At 59.8% G+C, this 13,724-nt stretch carries 17 protein-coding genes; 15 read left to right on the top strand and 2 right to left on the bottom strand.

The window, feature by feature from the left end:
- The first annotated feature begins 7 nt into the window (after positions 1–7).
- The 11 genes from ACOCLD_RS17005 to ACOCLD_RS16955 all read left to right on the top strand — a co-directional run bounded on the left by ACOCLD_RS17005 (position 8) and on the right by ACOCLD_RS16955 (position 8,822).
- On the top strand, positions 8–814 hold the full coding sequence (locus ACOCLD_RS17005; RefSeq protein ID WP_422910016.1) for a substrate-binding periplasmic protein: 807 nt from the start codon (positions 8–10) through the stop codon (positions 812–814).
- A gap of 140 nt (positions 815–954) precedes the next feature.
- On the top strand, positions 955–1,422 hold the full coding sequence (locus ACOCLD_RS17000; protein WP_233686355.1) for a MarR family winged helix-turn-helix transcriptional regulator: 468 nt from the start codon (positions 955–957) through the stop codon (positions 1,420–1,422).
- A 21-nt stretch (positions 1,423–1,443) separates the two neighbouring features.
- Positions 1,444–1,839 carry a DUF1398 family protein gene (locus ACOCLD_RS16995; RefSeq protein ID WP_422910015.1) on the top strand — a complete coding sequence of 132 codons (396 nt, stop codon included), beginning with the start codon at positions 1,444–1,446 and terminating at the stop codon, positions 1,837–1,839.
- A gap of 4 nt (positions 1,840–1,843) precedes the next feature.
- Positions 1,844–2,539 (top strand): DNA alkylation repair protein, encoded by a 696-nt coding sequence (locus ACOCLD_RS16990; protein WP_422910014.1) that lies wholly within the window; start codon positions 1,844–1,846, stop codon positions 2,537–2,539.
- A 117-nt stretch (positions 2,540–2,656) separates the two neighbouring features.
- Entirely contained in the window at positions 2,657–2,926 is a 270-nt protein-coding gene (locus tag ACOCLD_RS16985; RefSeq protein ID WP_422910013.1) for a hypothetical protein, read from the top strand.
- 292 nt (positions 2,927–3,218) lie between these two features.
- Entirely contained in the window at positions 3,219–4,934 is a 1,716-nt protein-coding gene (locus ACOCLD_RS16980; RefSeq protein ID WP_422911831.1) for a sulfatase-like hydrolase/transferase, read from the top strand.
- A 21-nt stretch (positions 4,935–4,955) separates the two neighbouring features.
- Positions 4,956–5,738 carry a hypothetical protein gene (locus tag ACOCLD_RS16975; RefSeq protein WP_422910012.1) on the top strand — a complete coding sequence of 261 codons (783 nt, stop codon included), beginning with the start codon at positions 4,956–4,958 and terminating at the stop codon, positions 5,736–5,738.
- A gap of 26 nt (positions 5,739–5,764) precedes the next feature.
- Positions 5,765–6,418: a TetR/AcrR family transcriptional regulator gene (locus ACOCLD_RS16970; protein ID WP_422910011.1), complete on the top strand. Its 654-nt coding sequence runs from the start codon at positions 5,765–5,767 to the stop codon at positions 6,416–6,418.
- 116 nt (positions 6,419–6,534) lie between these two features.
- On the top strand, positions 6,535–7,215 hold the full coding sequence (locus tag ACOCLD_RS16965; protein ID WP_422910010.1) for a DUF3313 domain-containing protein: 681 nt from the start codon (positions 6,535–6,537) through the stop codon (positions 7,213–7,215).
- Between the two features lie 272 nt (positions 7,216–7,487).
- Positions 7,488–8,183 (top strand): tRNA (adenine(22)-N(1))-methyltransferase, encoded by a 696-nt coding sequence (locus tag ACOCLD_RS16960; RefSeq protein WP_422910009.1) that lies wholly within the window; start codon positions 7,488–7,490, stop codon positions 8,181–8,183.
- A gap of 135 nt (positions 8,184–8,318) precedes the next feature.
- On the top strand, positions 8,319–8,822 hold the full coding sequence (locus ACOCLD_RS16955; RefSeq protein WP_422910008.1) for a hypothetical protein: 504 nt from the start codon (positions 8,319–8,321) through the stop codon (positions 8,820–8,822).
- On the opposite strand, the gene ACOCLD_RS16950 is transcribed toward ACOCLD_RS16955, so the two are convergent.
- The gene (locus tag ACOCLD_RS16950; RefSeq protein WP_422910007.1) at positions 8,819–9,592 is read right to left on the bottom strand and encodes an SDR family oxidoreductase; all 774 of its coding nucleotides are present in this window, start codon (positions 9,590–9,592) and stop codon (positions 8,819–8,821) included. The two genes, ACOCLD_RS16955 and ACOCLD_RS16950, sit on opposite strands and share 4 nt — an antisense overlap.
- Positions 9,589–9,918, bottom strand: a complete 330-nt coding sequence (locus tag ACOCLD_RS16945) for a nuclear transport factor 2 family protein (RefSeq protein ID WP_422910006.1) — start codon at positions 9,916–9,918, stop codon at positions 9,589–9,591. Before ACOCLD_RS16945 ends, ACOCLD_RS16950 begins: the two co-directional genes overlap by 4 nt.
- 117 nt (positions 9,919–10,035) lie before the next feature.
- Between ACOCLD_RS16945 and ACOCLD_RS16940 the strand changes: the two genes are divergently transcribed.
- From ACOCLD_RS16940 to ACOCLD_RS16925, 4 genes are all read left to right on the top strand, one after another.
- Positions 10,036–10,953 carry a LysR family transcriptional regulator gene (locus ACOCLD_RS16940; RefSeq protein ID WP_422910005.1) on the top strand — a complete coding sequence of 306 codons (918 nt, stop codon included), beginning with the start codon at positions 10,036–10,038 and terminating at the stop codon, positions 10,951–10,953.
- A 120-nt stretch (positions 10,954–11,073) separates the two neighbouring features.
- On the top strand, positions 11,074–11,970 hold the full coding sequence (locus ACOCLD_RS16935) for a LysR family transcriptional regulator (RefSeq protein WP_422910004.1): 897 nt from the start codon (positions 11,074–11,076) through the stop codon (positions 11,968–11,970).
- 3 nt (positions 11,971–11,973) lie between these two features.
- On the top strand, positions 11,974–12,879 hold the full coding sequence (locus tag ACOCLD_RS16930; protein ID WP_422910003.1) for a LysR family transcriptional regulator: 906 nt from the start codon (positions 11,974–11,976) through the stop codon (positions 12,877–12,879).
- Positions 12,880–13,055: 176 nt separating this feature from the next.
- Positions 13,056–13,685, top strand: coding sequence for a glutathione S-transferase (locus ACOCLD_RS16925; RefSeq protein WP_422910002.1), 630 nt, complete (start codon positions 13,056–13,058; stop codon positions 13,683–13,685).
- Positions 13,686–13,724: the final 39 nt, after the last annotated feature.

The following is a 13,724-nucleotide window of genomic DNA, read 5'->3' as shown; positions in this document are numbered from 1 at the left end:
GTGAGTGATGATCTTGATTGCAGTCGATATCCGCCGCTCGCCCTTACTGCCTCTCCGCTTATCGCTTGTTCTGTTGCTGCTGGCCTGTTGGTCGGGGCTGGCGGCAGCTGCCTGTGAGAAAACCCTGCGCTGGGACGATGACCCGCCGTTCAGCATGCAGACGGCGGATGGCGCGGTGGTGGGCATCGACGTTGAAATCAACCGTGCGGCGCTGGCCCGTTTGGGCTGCCAGATCAAACTGCGCAAACTGCCCTGGGCGCGGGCGCTCAAGGAGCTGGAGATGGGCCGCCTGGATATTTTGCCTGGCGCCTTCCGCCGGCCAGAGCGCGAGGTCTATGCGCATTTTTCCGGCCCGGTGCTGCCACCCTCGCGCAATATTCTGTTTATGCATGCCCCAGCACTGCAGCGCTGGCCCATCACCCAGCTGCTGGAGTTGCAGCACAGTGAATTTCGTCTGGGCGCACAGATCAACGTGGCCTATGGCGCAGACTACGAACAACTGATGGGTGATCCTGCTTTTGCCGCGCGGGTGGTGCAGGTGGCCAATCGCAGCAACCTCTGGCGCATGGTCGGCAAGGGCCGTATCGATGGGGTGATTGCCGACGAAAACACCGGTGCCTATGAAATCCAGCAGCTGGGCCTCAGCGAGCGGATCAAGCCTACGGCCGTAGTGGTGTCCAGTGACGCTGCAGAGATTGCTTTCAGCAAGCGCTCAATCGCGCCTGATTTTGCCCAGGCCTATGCCGATGCGCTGCGTGAACTGGTGGTGGATGGCCGTTATGCGCGGATTGTGCAGCGCTATATAAAACCCTGAGCGCTGTGCTTCCCCTGTGGATACGACCCACGGTCGTGATGCTGCATGCGTCAGTCGAACCCTGATTGGATGTTTACCGCGCTTGACATCAGGTTTCCCTGGAAACAAACTCCTATCAGTTTGTTTCCAGGGAAACCAAAATGAAGAAGTCGCCCCCACTGACTGTCAGCCCGCTGGATGCCCACCTTGGCTTCTGGCTGCGTTTTGTTTCCAACCAGGTATCCGCTCGATTTGAAAAGCAACTGGAGCAGCACGACATCACCCTGTCCGAATGGGTTGCCCTGCGCACCTTGTATGAGCGCGCGCACACCACCCATGCCGAGTTGATTACTGCCCTGGGCATGACCAAAGGGGCCGCCTCCAAGGTCGTCACCAAGCTGCAGGGTAAAGGCCTGGCCGAACGCCCGCTGGCCGAAGACCGCGCCAGGGAGCAGCGCCTGTTGCTGACCGCCGCCGGCAATAGCCTGGTGCCCAAACTGGCGGCGTTGGCGGATGAGAATGACCAGCTGTTCTTTGGCCACCTGAGCGACGCTCAACGTGCAGAGATGATGTCCCTGATGCAGGACATTGTGCTGCGCCAGAACCTCACGCAAGTCCCGATCAACTGAGCCTGTAATGCCGGAGCCGCGATGAACAGTGCGATTGAGTCCATTATCCAGATCACCTTCAGCCGTTCGAACGAGGACAGTATCCATTTTGGTCAGGTTGTGGAGGCCTTGCTCAGTGCTGGCGTGGAGTCCTACTGGGTGGATTACCGCGCCTGCCGCACCACCTACTACCTGCCCAATGGGCAAACCTACAGCCTTGATATGGTTGCACCGCAGGCGGGGATTGCTCGGGCGTTTTCCGCCCCGGATATCCAGGCCGCGATCCGCGCGGCGCAGCAGGGCGAAGTGCTCTACCCGGAATTCAAGCGCCGTTCGCAAGCCGCCGGCTGCATTGGCTATATGGTCTGGTTGCAGGGTCGCCATGTGAGCTACTACGGCCGCAATGGCGAGGCGCATATCGAGCGCTTTCCGGACTGAGTGCATGACCAGCCCCGACCTTTATCTGGCCGCCATCGAGCAGGCACTGCGGCCGCTGGCCAATGCCGCCAGCGCGGTGAAGATGCGTGCCTACCTGCTGGATCAGTTCGCCTTTCTCAGCTTGCCTGCGCCTGTGCGCAGAGCTGCTGTCAAACGGCTGGGCAAGGTGCGCTGGGATTGCAGCGCCGAGGTGCTGGCCGCTGCACAGCTGTTGTGGTGCCAGCCAGAGCGTGAGTACCGCTACACCGCGATTGACCTGCTCAGGCAGCAGCACCGGCTTTTGCGCAGCGCAGATTTACCGGCGATTCGTCAGCTTCTGCAACGTGATGCCTGGTGGGAAACCGTCGATGGGCTCAGTGCGGTTATCGGCCTGATTGTCCGTGCGGAACGGGCAACAACAGCGGTGGCACAGGCAACGATGGATCAGTGGATTACTGACGCCGATCTGTGGGTTCGTCGTGCCGCCATGCTCCATCAGCTCGGCTGGCGCCTGGATACCGACGCCGAGCGCCTGTTTACTTATGCGCAACACTTGGCCGGTGAGAAGAACGTGTTTATCAGCAAAGCCATCGGTTGGGCGTTACGCGACTACGCCCGCTGGAACCCGCAGGTGATGAGTCGCTTTCTACGGCATAACGCTGAGCAATTCTCCGCGCTGACGCTGCGTGAGGCGCAGAAGCACCTTGGTGCCAGTCAATAAGCGGGCTTATCAAAAACGGGATTAGCGGGTCAGCTGCGGTCAGCGCAGTTGCGCATAAAAGTTCTTGTGCCTCGAGTTTGGCTTTACCGCGACAGCAGCAGGACGGGCGATAGCTAAATGCATGATTGGCTGCAGTCGCTAGAAGCTGTCTATCGCCTGCGCCTACTCGAGGCTAAACGTGGCGGCGGGAATCCACATAAGCCTTACCTGGTCGGCCTCAAGCGCACTCATAGGCAGGGCAATCATTTTCCCGTCACCTTGCAGCGCATGCTGTCTGTCGTGGTTACAGCTGGCTTGAACACCTGCACCCCAGCTCACGCAGGCAAACCATTCGTCGGGAAATATGCCTCTGCGACCACCTTGCCGTTTCATTTTCCGATCTGCTGACTTGCCTGTTTTTGCTTACAAATAGCCGCTATTTGCGGTGATTGTTCTTGGATTTTCAGTATTTTCATTCTCACATAAATCACATCAAGCACTGACAGTGCTTGTGGGTGGGGGATTGTCAGATATTCAATTTGAACTAAATATTCAAAATGACAAACAGTTCAATTTTGCAGCTGAGTGCCTCCGGATATTACCCAGTCAGAGCAGGAGAAAAATCGTGGCAGACGACAAGCAAGATCAGCCCCAGGAAGAGGGTGGCGTTTCTCGGCGGAGTTTTCTGGGTATTGCGGGGGTGGCCCTGGCAGCCTCAGTGCTACCGCCCGCTGCGCAGGCCAGTAGCACAACCGCTACACGCCCCAGGGCAACGCCTGTTGCAGGCAAGCGCACGGGTAGTCCAAATTTGCTTTTCATCTTCACCGACCAGGAGCGGTTTTCGCGAACGCTTCACGAGGACCTGGCACTCAGTGCGCATCAGCGCCTGATGGACAGTGGAACCACGTTTAATAACCACTATTGCCCGGCGGTCATGTGTACGAGTTCGCGTGCGGTGCTGCTAACCGGTTTACAGACAGCGGACAACGGCATGTTTGAGAACGTCGACATGCCCTACGTCAAGCCGCTTTCCACCAGCACACCGACCATCGGCCACATGCTGCGCAAGCAGGGTTACTACACCGCCTACAAGGGCAAGTGGCACCTGAATCGCGCGTTCGAAACCGCTGCTCCTGAACGGCTATTCACTCATGAGATGGAGGCTTACGGCTTTTCGGATTTCATCTGGCCTGGTGATGTGCTGACCCACACCCTGGGCGGTTACAAGAACGACCACATGATCGCCGGCAGCGCGATTTCCTGGCTGCGCGGCACTGGCAAAGAACTGGCTGATGCAGGCAAGCCTTGGTCGTTATTCGTCAGCCTGGTGAATCCTCACGACATCATGTACTTCAATACCGACCAGGCCGCCGAGCAGGTGCAGGACAATGGACGGCTGATGATGCAGTCCTCTCGTGCGCCCAAGCACCCGATGTACGAGAAGCAGTGGTCACTGCCATTGGCTGCGACGCGCTATCAAGGTTTTGATGATCCTACCCGGCCCAAGGCGCATGCCGAGTTTGATCGGGCCTGGGGTTACACCCTCGGCCATATCCCCAACGAAGATGCACGCTGGCGGCGCTTCAATGACTTCTACTACAACTCGCTGGTGTCGGTGGATGGTCAGCTCAATCGTATTCTTGACGAACTGGATCAGCTCGGGCTGGATCAGAACACCATCGTCGTTTTCACCTCTGATCATGGCGAAATGGGCGGGGCTCACGGCCTGCGTGGCAAGGGACCATTCGCTTACGAAGAGTGCATCCATGTACCGATGATCATCCGTCATCCAGACGTGCAGGGTGGCCAGCATTGCTCGTCGTTGACCAGCCACCTTGATCTGGTTCCGTCGATTCTGTCCATGTGTGGCGTCGAGGCGGGCAAGGTCGCCGATATTGCCGGCCGCGAGCTGCCAGGGCGCGACATCTCGCGTGCATTGAATAATGTCAAAGCCAGTGGCCTGCATACGGTGCGTGAGCAAATCCTCTTCACCTACAGCGGCATTGCAACCAACGACAGCGAGCTGACACGCATCATCTCCGAAGGTCGTGCACGTGGCGTACCGCCCAAGGTAGCCGTCCAGGAGGCCGGCTACAGGCCCAATTTGAAGAAACGCGGCAGCCTGCGTTCTATATATGACGGCCGCTACAAGTTCACGCGCTACTTCGCCCCTGTCGAGCGCAACACGCCAAAAACGCTGAAAGAGCTCAGGCATTGGAATGATCTGGAGCTGTTCGACTTGCACGCTGATCCGCTGGAAAAAACCAATCTGGCGGGCGCGGCAGACAGTGATCTGTTGCTTTCGCTCAATAGCAAACTCAACAGCGTGATGGCGGCCGAATTCGGCGCCGACGATGGCCGTGAAATGCCCGATTTCAAGGGCATCGACTGGGCCGTCTCCAGTATCGACCTGTGATATCGCCGGAGTAATCAGATCATGTACGCATACCAAGTACTCACCCTGTCTGCCCTGATGGTAAGTCAGGCAATACTCGGCAGTGTTGTTCAGGCCGCAGAACCTGCCGATGCCGATAGTTGGGCGGTGAAAATTACCCCTTATCTCTGGGCAACCCGGATGCACGGCAGCACCCAGATACGTGATTTACCCGAGGCTCAGGTGGACATGAGTTTCTCCGACATCCTACACACGCTGGATGCCGGTTTTATGGGGGCCATGGAGTTCCAGAAAGGGCGCTGGGGCATTCTGGTCGACAGCATGTACATGAAAACGTCCGACTCGGTCAGCGTCGCCTCGCCTGGCGGCGTTGCCAGGGTTGATGCCGACATGACCACCAGTCAAACCATGTTCTCTAGTGCGCTGGCGTACAGATGGATAGACTCGCCGGTTGTTTCGGACGCATTTATCGGTGTTCGCTACAACCGTATCAAGGCATCCCTGGATCTGGATGCCTCTGTGTTTGGCGCTACAGCCTCTCGGGACCATACCAAGAGCGTCGATTGGGTCGAGCCTTTTATCGGTTTGCGTGGACGGACACCCCTCAGTCAAGACGTGGCGATGGTTGCTAGTGCCGATGTGGGCGGTTTTGGTATGGGCTCCGATCTCACCACTCAGGCATCCCTGGGGCTTTCCTGGACGCTGAGCGAGCATTTCGATGCGGAGCTGGGCTTTCGCTACATGAAGATTGACTACGACAAGGGCAATCTCGTCTATGACATGGAAAACGAAGGCCCCTATTTGGGCATGTCTTATCACTTCTAGGAGGCAGTCTATGCATCAGGTGGAGCGTGCCTGATCACCGCACCAAGGTTGGCGCCGAACGTCGTCAGCGTAGCCGTCGTAAGTTGGTTCTCACCGCATTTCGCTTGTTGGCAGAACGGGGCGTGGATGAGCCGATCATCGATCTGGTGATCAAGCAGGCTGGGCTGTCGCGGGGGACCTTCTACAACCACTTTCGCTCCGAACGAGAGTTGTTCCTGGCAGTGGCTGCAGAGGCGAGCGTCGAGATCATCGGCTCGGTCGACCCGATCGTACTGCGCCATGAAAACCCTGCGGTGCGTATAGCGTGTGGCGTGACGCTGTGCGTGAAGTTAGCGCGGCGCTATCCGGTCATCGCCGGGTTCCTTGCCAAGGGCGGGGCACAGGCAGTGTTCGCCGGTGGCAGTGCCATGCAAGTGATTGGCCGCGAGGTGCTGAGTGGTCGTGAACGAGGCCTGTTCACCGTGCCCGATACGGGATTGGCGATCGACCTGGTGCTTGGACCTGTGCTCTGTACCTTCAGCACCATGCTGCAGAGGGAGATTGACGCGGAGTACATCCGGGCACTGGTCACAAGCATCCTGCTAGCGCTGGGCTTGGATCCGCAACAGGCTGAACAGGTTTGTCAGATCGACTTTGGCGAACCACAGCCAGCAGACGACTCGATTATTCGGGAGCTGTAGTTAGCTCCCTGTTGTTGGCAACTCTTGATTCAACGAAATGAGAGGCGCGGCTGCGGCAATGCGCCGGCTTGTCCGCGCCTCTTAAATGACACATCCACCCTCAGAGGAACCTTCGCATGAAACCGACTCGTACGTTATTCACCTTAGCCTTGGCCGCTGGTGTGGCTCTGAGCGGTTGCACCAGCAAGACCGTCAGTCAGAATCAGTACTCGGGTTTTCTATCCAGCTATGACGGACTGGAGAAGACCCGCTCCGCCTCTGGCGTGCCCGTCATGCGCTGGGTCGATCCCGGCTTTGACCTCACACACTACGACAGCCTGGTGGTGCAGCCGCTGAATTTCTATCCGCAACCTAAGCCTGATGCCAGGGTTGATCAGCAAACCCTTAACGCCGTCTTGGCCCAAGCCAACCAGCAGATGGCGAGTGCTCTTGGTCAGCGTCTGGCGCTGGTCAGACCTGAACAAGCCGGGCCACGCACCCTGATTTTCCGTGGAGCCATCACTGGTGTTGCGGCAGAAAACCAGGGGCTGCGTCCCTACGAAATACTGCCCATCGCACTGGTGCTGGGAAGCGCCATGGTGGCCACGGGCGAGCGTGATCAGAACACTGAGTTGTTCCTCGAAGGTGAGTTGGTGGAGAACACGTCGGGCAAGTCGGTACTTCGACTCGTACGCAAGGGCTTTGGTAAGACCCTGAGCAATAACCGCCAGAAAGTCACAGCAACCGACCTGGCGCCGGTCATTGATCAGCTCACCAAAGACGCGCTGCAATTTCACGTGAGCAAAACCGCACAGTAAGTGATCAATACAGTTGCAGCCTTGATTCTATTTAAGGCTGCAACTGTTTTAGCTGTTACGGGACTGCAGGTGATTCGTCTCCGCTTATGTAAGCCCCACTGAGTGTGCACTTCTGGCTGTTAACACCCCCTCACTGAATATCCCCCTGAAGCCCAGGCTCGGTTGCGTACTTATCACTGGTCGCCAGAATTTGCCATACACAGCGTGGCTCGACAGAATCGCGCCCCAATTCGGCCAGCGGGTCGAATGCCGATGCTGAAAAGGGGCGGGAGTTGAACGAGCAGACATTGTCGATGCGTCTGGAGCGTGTAGCAGCGCATGTGCCGGCAGGGGCTCGGCTGGCTGATATTGGCTCGGATCACGGCTATCTGCCGGTAGCCTTGATGCGCCGTGGGCACATTGAGGCTGCGGTGGCGGGAGAGGTGGCCGTGACGCCGTTTTATGCCGCTGAGCGCAGCGTGCGTGAGAATGACTTTGCCCAACAGATCAGCGTGCGTCTGGCCGATGGCCTGGCTGCGATCGAGCCGTGCGACGCCATCACGGCGATCAGCATCTGCGGGATGGGCGGCGAGCGGATTCGCGACATCCTCGACAGCGGCAAGGCGCGCCTGACGGGCCAGGAGCGTTTGATCCTGCAACCCAACGGCGGTGAACAGCCGCTGCGCCAATGGCTGATGGACAATGGTTACCGCATCCTCTGTGAGGAGGTGCTGCGGGAAAACCGCTTTGCCTACGAAATCATCGTCGCCGAACGCTCTGGTCCGGTGTTGTACAGCGCCGAGGAACTGTACTTTGGCCCGTTGCAGATGCAGGTGCGTAGCCCGGCATTCCTGGCCAAATGGCAACGCTTGTTGCGTCTGAAGCAGCAGACCCTGGCTGACTTTGCCCAGGCTCGGCAGGCGGTGCCTGAGGCGAAAGTGCAGCAACTCACTCAGCAGACGCAGTGGATTATGGCGTTGCTGGCGTAAGCCGGATTAATACCGCAGCGCGCCGCCACAAAGAAGTTGTCCCTTTGCAGGCGCATGCGGCCAACACTGAATACAATTTGCCCACCATCACACCAGGCCATGAATATGGCTGCACCGAACAAGGACCTCGCCAGCATGGCTTCCTCAGACAAACAGCAAAAACGCGCCCAGCGGGCGAAAGCCAAGGCCAAGCAGAACCGCATGGGCAAGTCCAAGGCCAATGTGCTGCACCCGGTGTTGGCCAACCCGCTGATCAACGAGCCGTTCGATGATGTCGACATCGATCTGAGTACCTTCGATTTCAAAGACATCGAGGAAAACGGCTTCGACCCCGCGCACTTCGATGATCTGTTCCAGGCGATGAAGATGGCTGAAGGCATCAGCTTGCTGGCGATGTGCTTGGTGTTTCTGCAATACCCGGTACTGGAGCTGGTGGTTGCCGAAGAGGCAGAAGATGCGGCGACCGACTTTATGATGGGCCTGCTGATCGTCTATCGCGGGATGTTCCACGATGAAGACGAGGACGCTGCGGTGGTCTGGATCGGCAGTGACGCGTTCCAGAATGCCTACAACGAAGCCTCGCTGATCCTGCAGAAAAAGAACGCGCGCAGCGGCACCCGTCCAGAGTACAACCGTTAGGTGGTTGGCACTGTTCCGCCATCGATCACAAACTCACTGCCGGTGATGGCGGCCGCGCGAGGCGAGGCCAGGAAGGCAATCAGCTCGGCGACCTCAGCAGGTTTGGCCGGCCTGCCCAGCGGAATACCGCCGAGGGCATCCATGATGATGCGTTTGCCGCCGGCGTAGTCGGTACCGGCTTCCTGCGCCAGGCGCTCAGCTAGGGCCACCGATGCCTCGGTCTCGATCCAGCCTGGTGACACCCGTACAACACGCACGCCTTGTGGCGAGACCTCTTTCGACAGGCTTTTGCTGTAGGTCGACAGTGCCGCCTTGGCGGCTGCGTAAGCCGTGGTGGCTTCGGGCAAGGGCAGGCGGTTCTGAATCGAGGTCACATGGATGATCACCCCGCTCTGGCGCTGCAGCATTGCCGGGAGCAGGGCACGGTCCAGGCGCACGGCCGGCAGCAGGTTAAGGTCGAGTTCGCGTTGCCACTGCGCGTCGTCCAGTACCGCAAAGCCGCCGCTGGGTGCCGATGAGCCGCCCAGGACGTGGACGATGATGTCCACATCGCCCAGCCGTTGCTTGGCTGCGGCTACCAGTGTTGCGCAACCTTCAGCGGTAGAGAGGTCGGCCTGCACGAACAGCTCAGCCGGTAGGTCGCTGCTGGCCTGCCGGGCGGAAGTCAGCACCTGTGCCCCCTCGGCAAGCAACAGTTCGACCAGTGCGCGACCGACGCCTTTGGTGCCGCCGGTAACCAGCACGCGTTTACCGCTCAGGTCGAGGTTCATGGCGCAATCTCCAGTGAGCGGATCTGGCCGTCCTGTAGCCGAAACAGATGATTCAGTTGCAGCGGGCTACCAGGGAAGTTGCCGACCAACCGCGCCGTGACGCTTAGCGAATCGTCATTCTGCGTCGCCGTCAGCGGCTCGACGCTGTAGGTGAAGGTCTGGCGGGCGTCCTGTTGCCAGGCTGCGATGGCGGCAATGCCCTGATGCGTGCGGTTCTCGTCGGTCACGTTGGCGTCCACGCAGAAGCAGGCAGCAAGGCGCGAGATGTCGCCGCCATTGCTGACGGCAAAGTAGGTCTGAACGGCGTCAGGCAGGTGCAGGTTCATGGCCTGATTTCCTCTCACAGTGGGTTGGGGTTTACGACTGTGATCTTGCCGCTCGCTTGATAGTTTGCTCAACTGGGATAGAAGTTAACGACCTATCCCGAATATCAGGACAATTGCATGGCAGATTCGCGCCTTGGTCTCAATGAGCTGGAAGCGGTACTGGCCGTGGCACGCCGGGCGTCGTTCCGCCAGGCAGCCATCGACCTGGATGTTTCGACCACGGCGTTGAGCAACACCATTGCCAAGCTGGAGGCGAGCCTCGAAACGCGGCTGTTCAATCGCACCACCCGCAGCGTGTCGCTGACCGAGGCGGGGGCGATGTACCTGGAGCAAGTTGGCCCGGCGTTGCAGGAGGTGCGTGCGGCGCTGGAAGCGGTGCGCTCGCACAATGCCGGGCCGTCGGGTGTGTTGCGCATCAATGCGTTCGCCAGTGCTGCCCGCGCCGCGCTGCTGCCGCTGGTGCTGGCGTTTCTGCAGCGTTACCCGAAGGTGCATATCGACCTGGTGACCGAAGGCCGCCTGGTGGACATCGTCGCAGACGGTTTCGATCTGGGCGTGCGCGCTGAGAGTTTGGTGCCCAGCGACATGATCGTGATTCCAATCGGCCCGCCACAACGCTACGCCGTGGTCGGCTCGCCCGCCTACTTCGCCCAGCACGGCCGGCCGCTCAGCCCGGCGGATCTGCTCAACCACCAGTGCATGCGCATCCGCCTACCCAATGGGGCGATCTACCCCTGGCATTTTGAACGCGCGGGGGAGGTGATCCGGCTTGATGTGAACGGCCAGCTCACCCTGGATGAGTCGAGTGTCGCCAAGGCGGTGGTGCAGGCAGGCGTGGGACTGGGTTTTTTTATGCAGCAGGACGTGCAGGCTGAACTCGACGCCGGACAGTTCGAGCGGGTGCTGGAAGAGTGGACACCGCCCCGTGACAACCTGTGCCTGTACTACCCGAACCGGCGCAACCCCTCCGCCGCGCTCAAGGCATTTACTGCGTTGGCGCGAGGTTACTTACCCAGCAAAGACCCATCGGCATAATTCCCCGGTTGGCTGCGGCCCCCGCTGGTAGGCGGCTGCACGCAAACGCTACGCTTGGGCCAGTTCGGTCATTCTTTCAGTCAGTCTTGTTGGGCGGTGAGTGTGGACAGGTTTCAGGAGATGAAGGTGCTGCTGGCTGTTGCCGAGGCGGAAAGCTTTGCCGGTGGCGCCAAGCTGGTGGGCATGTCGCCACCCAGCGTGACCCGGGTGATTGCCGGTTTGGAGAAGCGTCTGGGTACGCTGTTGCTGGCGCGCAGCACCCGTAGCCTGCGCCTGACCGAAGCGGGGCGGCGTTATGTGGCGGACTGCAAGCGCATCCTGCTGGAGCTGGAAGAAGCCGAAGAGTTGGCCACTGGTAGCAGCATCCGCGCACGGGGCAATCTGACCGTGACGGCGCCGGTGATGTTCGGCGAGTTGTACCTGATTCCGCTGATTACCGAGTACCTGGCCGCGCACCCGCAGGTGACGATCAATGCGTTGTTGGTGGATCGCCTGGTGAATATGGTGGAGGAGGGCGTGGACGTCGCCATCCGCATCGGCCAGTTACCGGAAACCGGCTTGCAGGCCATCAAGGTTGGGCATATTCGCCCGGTTATCTGCGCCGCACCGGCCTTTCTCGAACGCTTTGGTCGGCCGCAGGAGCCCAAGGACGTGCTGGCGGCGCCCATCGTGATGTCCTCAGCCAGCAGCCTGCTCACCGACTGGCAGTTCAACCTGGGCACCAGCTCTCTGACCCTGCATCCCAAACCGCGTCTGCTGGTGAGTTCCAACCAGGCGGCGATCAATGCGGCGCGACTGGGCTGGGGGCTGACGCGGGTGTTGTCGTATCAGGTGGCTGAGCTGGTCGCCAAGGGTGAGCTGGAGATCATCCTCGATCCGTTTGAAGCGCCGGCACTGCCGGTGCATGTGCTCTATCAAGGTGGCGCACGGGTCCCGGCCAAGGTACGCACCTTTGTCGATTTCTGTGCCAGTCGATTTCTGCAGGACCCGGCGCTGCAAAAGGCCGGGAGCCTCTAGCGAATGAGTCGCTACCGGCAGATGCAGGTGTTCGCCGCTGTGGCACAAACCGGCAGCCTGGCTGCGGCCGCGCGCCAGCTTGAGCAGTCGCCCGCGGCTGTCATGCGCAGCATCGCTGCACTGGAAGCACGGCTGAACAACTGCTTGCTTATTCGTGGGCCGCGCGGCGTCGAGCTAAGCCCGGCGGGCGAGCAGTTTGCCGTCAGTTGTCGGCAGATTCTTGAGCAAACCGCTGTTGCTGAACGCTCCGCGGCCGGTCTGCATGCGAACCCTGCCGGACAGCTGATTCTGTCGTTACCGCAACTGATGGACCAGCAGGTCTTTATGCCCATCGCCCTCGACTATCTGGCCGCCTTCCCTGATGTGCAACTGACCACCCGAACCAGCGCAGGCGTGCCCAAACTGCTTGAGGAAAATATTGATGTTGCCCTGGTGGTGGGCCAGCTGCCGAACTCCTCAGGGTTTGCCATGCCGCTGGGCACGGTGCGCTCGGTGGTCTGTGCGTCTCCCGCCTACCTGGCGACCTGGGGGCGGCCGCATACACCGGATGACCTGAAAAGGCACCGCAGTGTGTTGACCACGGCCACCGACCAGCAAAGCGAATGGCGTTTTCGCAGTGAGCGTTCCAGCCGTCTGGTCAGGCCTGCCCCCGTGCTCACCTGTACGACCCAGCGTGCTGCCATCCAGGCTGCGATCCTCGGCTTGGGCCTGATTCGCTGCATGAGTTATGAGGCGCACCACGAATTGCAGAGCGGCTTGCTTGAACCGGTGTTGAGCGACTTTGCCAGCCAACCCCTGCCTGCACAGCTGATCTACCGCGATGGCCGCCGGGCTGAGGCGCGGGTGCGCACCTTTATCGACTTCGCCACGCCCAGGCTGCGTGCTCACCCGGCGTTTCTTGGCGCATAACTGCGCGGCAGTCGTGCCTATGTGCAGGCGCATTATTTTATAAAACGAAATTATGCATTGCTTCGTATGGGGATTCTGCTCAGTCCTGAGTGGGCGCAGCATAAACCTACCAGCGCAAGAGTCGCCGATTCGGTTGGCAGCGCGCTGACTTCCCTGACCCAATACGGAGCCGCACCATGTCTCAGCCAGCCATCAAACTCTATCGCCATCCGCTGTCCGGCCACGCCCATCGCGTTGAGCTGCTGCTCTCATTGTTAAAACTGCCCACCGAGCTGGTGTTTGTTGACCTGGCCAACGGGGCACACAAGAAGCCTGAGTTCCTCGCCATCAACGCCTTCGGGCAAGTGCCGGTGATTGATGACAACGGCACCTTCCTCAGCGACTCCAACGCCATTCTGGTTTATCTGGCCAAGAAGTACGGCAACGGTAGCTGGCTGGCTGAAGAGCCCCTTGCTGCTGCGCGCATTCAACGCTGGTTGTCGGTAGCCGCGGGCCAGCTGGCTTACGGCCCGGCATCGGCTCGGTTGATCACCGTGTTCGGCGCACCCTTGAATGCCGAGGATGTGATCGCTCGCTCCCATGCCCTGCTCAAGGTGATGGACAGCGAACTGGCCGGCAGCCCGTTCCTGGCAGGTGCTAGCGCCAGCATCGCCGATGTCGCCAACTACACCTATATCGCCCATGCCCCGGAAGGCAATGTTTCGCTGCAGGCCTACCCGAACGTGCGTGCCTGGCTGGAGCGGGTCGAAGCCTTGCCCGGTTTTGTACCGATGCAGCGCACTGCTGCCGGCCTGCAGGCCAACTGAGACCGTCATAGGCTGCCGGGTGCTCGGCAGCCCTTTTGA

This window comes from Pseudomonas cimarronensis (genome assembly GCF_049331905.1).
Classification (GTDB): Bacteria; Pseudomonadota; Gammaproteobacteria; order Pseudomonadales; family Pseudomonadaceae; genus Aquipseudomonas.
The sequence above is the reverse complement of the archived record's forward strand: the minus strand, read 5'-3'. Positions and strand labels throughout refer to the sequence as shown.

Coding starts and splice junctions, on each gene's coding strand:
- ACOCLD_RS16995 (WP_422910015.1), top strand. CDS start 1,444: ATGAACAGTGCGATTGAGTCCATTATCCAGATCACCTTCAGCCGTTCG.
- ACOCLD_RS16975 (WP_422910012.1), top strand. CDS start 4,956: ATGTACGCATACCAAGTACTCACCCTGTCTGCCCTGATGGTAAGTCAG.
- ACOCLD_RS17000 (WP_233686355.1), top strand. CDS start 955: ATGAAGAAGTCGCCCCCACTGACTGTCAGCCCGCTGGATGCCCACCTT.
- ACOCLD_RS16935 (WP_422910004.1), top strand. CDS start 11,074: ATGAAGGTGCTGCTGGCTGTTGCCGAGGCGGAAAGCTTTGCCGGTGGC.
- ACOCLD_RS16930 (WP_422910003.1), top strand. CDS start 11,974: ATGAGTCGCTACCGGCAGATGCAGGTGTTCGCCGCTGTGGCACAAACC.
- ACOCLD_RS16990 (WP_422910014.1), top strand. CDS start 1,844: ATGACCAGCCCCGACCTTTATCTGGCCGCCATCGAGCAGGCACTGCGG.
- ACOCLD_RS17005 (WP_422910016.1), top strand. CDS start 8: ATGATCTTGATTGCAGTCGATATCCGCCGCTCGCCCTTACTGCCTCTC.
- ACOCLD_RS16940 (WP_422910005.1), top strand. CDS start 10,036: ATGGCAGATTCGCGCCTTGGTCTCAATGAGCTGGAAGCGGTACTGGCC.
- ACOCLD_RS16965 (WP_422910010.1), top strand. CDS start 6,535: ATGAAACCGACTCGTACGTTATTCACCTTAGCCTTGGCCGCTGGTGTG.
- ACOCLD_RS16955 (WP_422910008.1), top strand. CDS start 8,319: ATGGCTTCCTCAGACAAACAGCAAAAACGCGCCCAGCGGGCGAAAGCC.
- ACOCLD_RS16950 (WP_422910007.1), bottom strand. CDS start 9,592: ATGAACCTCGACCTGAGCGGTAAACGCGTGCTGGTTACCGGCGGCACC.
- ACOCLD_RS16985 (WP_422910013.1), top strand. CDS start 2,657: ATGCATGATTGGCTGCAGTCGCTAGAAGCTGTCTATCGCCTGCGCCTA.
- ACOCLD_RS16945 (WP_422910006.1), bottom strand. CDS start 9,918: ATGAACCTGCACCTGCCTGACGCCGTTCAGACCTACTTTGCCGTCAGC.
- ACOCLD_RS16925 (WP_422910002.1), top strand. CDS start 13,056: ATGTCTCAGCCAGCCATCAAACTCTATCGCCATCCGCTGTCCGGCCAC.